This is a genomic window from bacterium (genome assembly GCA_035370465.1).
GTDB lineage: Bacteria > Ratteibacteria > UBA8468 > B48-G9 > JAFGKM01 > JAGGVW01.
Genome location: DAOOVW010000087.1, coordinates 1 through 3,413, shown reverse-complemented (window position 1 = coordinate 3,413; position 3,413 = coordinate 1). Strand labels below are relative to the sequence as shown.

Below are 3,413 nucleotides of genomic sequence, written 5' to 3'. Positions count from 1 at the left end.
TGGAAGTGTAAGGAATATAGGTATTAAAGACCTATATAATATTCAACCACTGCCACTGTCTGTGAGGGTTGGTCTAGATTGTGCAGGGGCTAATTATCCTTGGTAGACAAGAAATAAGTTAGAGAAAATAAAATCAAAAGGAGATAAGAATATGAAAAACAAAATAGGAGTTGTAGTATTAGTAATTATAATTATTGCTGCATTAGGATTTATCGTTAAACAAGCAATGCCAAAGAAGACACTTTATACAGTAGTTTTAATTGATGTTGAAGCGAAAAAAGCTTTTCAAAAATCATTTGATACAGACGCAGAACAAATACATTATCCTGTACAATCCCCTTATACAGGTAAAAATACTGCTTACCCTGCTTTAAAATGTATGCAATGCGGGGCAATATTTCCCTATATACTTGAAGAATCTGCATCTGTAACAATGCCAAAATGTCCAAAATGTAGTTCATCAGAAGTAAGAGCACTTGAATTACCAAAAGGGACAAAAGAAATAGATGTAAATTAGATAAAAATGTAATTAAGGGGAAAAATTTAAACTCTCATATTGGACTGAAAGGGCAAAAACATAGCGAGCAGTAATAAAGAAAGTTAGATATCTATTTCTTTTTATAAATTTTACATAAGGGGGATATTTATGGGGAAAAAATATATGTGGGTAATAGGTTGTTTATTATTCCTTTGTTTTCAATTTGAGATATATTCACAATCAAATATTGACAAAATGAAAAGAAACGAAATCCTTGAATTATCAAATAACGGAAGGACTGCTTATGTAATAATAACCGCAGAAAAAACAATACCTGCTGAGGATTATGCAGCAAAAGAACTGAGTGAACATTTTTATAAAATTACAGGTGCAAAGTTTCCAATAATATCAGAAAAAGAAAAACTATTCTCTTCAAAAGGTATTTATGTTGGACAAACCGAATTTGCAGCAAGCAAGGGGATTAATTTTTCAGAACTTAATGAAGAAGAATGGATAATAAAAAATTATGGAAAAGACCTTGTTCTTTCGGGAGGGCGTCCACGCGGAACACTTTATGCAGTATACGAATTTTTAGAACAAGGAATCGGTTGTCACTGGTTTGATGGATATATGGAAGTTATTCCTGATATTCCTAACTTATGTATAAAAGAACAGGATATTCACAATAAGCCAATATTCTGGGACAGAGATATTTATACTGCTTGTCCAGAAAATGAGAATGATTTTATATTACGTGCAAGAAACAAAGATACTAGACCTAAGCCAGCAAAATTTGGTTTTGGATATCCACTTGGGACACACACATTTTATAGTTATTCGCGCAATTTTCCAGAAGACAAATTGGAATATCATGCAATGGATAGTGCAGGAAATAGACCAAAAGCCACCTCTCCTTCAGGCCCTGGACAGATTTGTCTTACAAACCCTGATGCACGAGAAAATGTTCTACAACAAATAGAAAAAAGTATAGAAAAAAATTTGAAATCTACTGAAAAATCCACAGATGGAAGTAGACCACAGCTTGTGTATTTTATTAACCCAAATGATACTCCTTGGATATGTCAGTGCCCTGATTGCAAATCATTGGCTGAGAAAGAAGAAGCAGATAGTGGACCATATATTGACTTCATAAATTATATTGCTGATAGCATAAAAGAGAAATATCCAGAAGTACTTATTGAAGGATGGGCATATGCAAATACAATGAAGCCTCCTAAGACAATATATCCAAAAGATAATGTAGTTATTCGGATAATACAACTTAAAGGAGAATGGGCAGTAGATGCTATAGGAAAAGATAATTTTTCTCAATGGTCACCAGCGTGGTATCCAGATATATTTCGCCCACGAATTCATTATGCAAATTATAGAGCAAATGAGGTATTGTTGGGGTGGGAAAAAATTTCACAACATCTTGCTGTTTGGGATTATTGGCGTCTTTATCGCCAACAATTTCTTTCTCCTTATATCAATTTGAAAAGTATATATTATGACTTACAATTATTTGGTTGTAAAAAAGTAGGGAGTATGTTTGCAGAAGATGAAATTTGTTTTGATAGTTTTTTCTGGTTAAAAACATGGGCAGGATGGAAACTAATGCAAAATCCTTACCAGGATATTGATAAATTGGTCAAAATTTTTATGGATGGATATTATGGCCCTGCAGCGGAAAAAATGACTTCCTACCTTAATTATATGGAAGATAGTATAGATGCAGTCCCTCAAGAATCAGGAAATATGTCAAGTATGAGAACTTTTGAACGCCCTTATCTAACTTTTGAGTTTTATAAAACCTGTGAGCATTTACTTGATGAAGCAGAGGCACTTTGTGAAACCGGCAGTCCTTATTTGTTGAATGTACAAAGAGAAAGGATTCCTGTTGATGCAGGTATTATTGCAATGTGGCATATATTGGGATATCAATTACCAGTGGGTGAATCTATGCCTTGGGATAAATCATTTTTGATTGAGAGATATAGAAAGAACTGTCTTAACCAAATAGAACAACGACATTTTCATGGAAATAAAGAATCAGTAGAAAATGATATTAAAAAGTTAATAGAAATATCAGAAAGTTATAAAGGAGTATTTTTAAGACCGTTGGTTTCCACAGGGGAAAATAATCTCTTAAAAAATGGGAATTTTTCAGAAGGATTAAATGGCTGGACATATCCAGAAAGTGAACTTGTTATTGTTCCTGAAATAGACCGATTGGAAACATGCTCTGGAGGTGCCTGTATTGTAGGAAGGGGGATAGAAGGTAAACAATTTCTTGTCAGTCAACAAGTTGAACCAGTAAAAGGAATAAATAAATATCGTTTATCAGGATGGATTAAAATAAAAGATTTTACAAATTTATGGCAGGCACATATTCAGGCAACTATTTCATTGCGGAATTTAGACGGGAAAATTGTTAACAAAGTAGTTGCTGATTGTAATACTCATCATGAAATAAATAATATGGGATGGCATTTTAGAGGTAAGGAATTTGAAGTTCCCAAGGATGAATCAATAATATCCATTAGTGTTACAATTTTTACAGAACATCCAAGTGGTAAAGGTCCAAAAGAATCAAGACCAAATAGAGGAACTGTATGGTTTGATGAAATAGTTCTTGAACCTGTTATTTAGAATGGAAGTAATTTTTTTCATCTCAATTCCGCTATTTGTTTTTCTCAAAAGTAAAAGGAAATAAAGTAAAAAAAGATAAAAGAAGTGCCAGAATTATTTAATGAAAAATATCTTTATTTGGATAATAGTAATTTTTTTACAAGGGGAAGAGTGAGAGTTCTCACTTATGCAGACCAAAAAGTAAAAAAATTGCGTTTAAAGGATTTAAAAAAGTATGGAGTGAATCTTATCTATGGTTCCAAATTCCGCCATAATTAGGCACTAAGTAAGTTTATTATATCAT

2 protein-coding genes are annotated in these 3,413 nt (G+C 32.6%); both read left to right on the top strand.

The window, feature by feature from the left end:
- The first annotated feature begins 151 nt into the window (after nt 1-151).
- Nucleotides 152-517 carry a hypothetical protein gene (locus PLW95_08030; protein ID HOV22603.1) on the top strand — a complete coding sequence of 122 codons (366 nt, stop codon included), beginning with the start codon at nt 152-154 and terminating at the stop codon, nt 515-517.
- Nucleotides 518-646: 129 nt separating this feature from the next.
- Nucleotides 647-3,130 carry a DUF4838 domain-containing protein gene (locus PLW95_08025; GenBank protein ID HOV22602.1) on the top strand — a complete coding sequence of 828 codons (2,484 nt, stop codon included), beginning with the start codon at nt 647-649 and terminating at the stop codon, nt 3,128-3,130.
- Nucleotides 3,131-3,413: the final 283 nt, after the last annotated feature.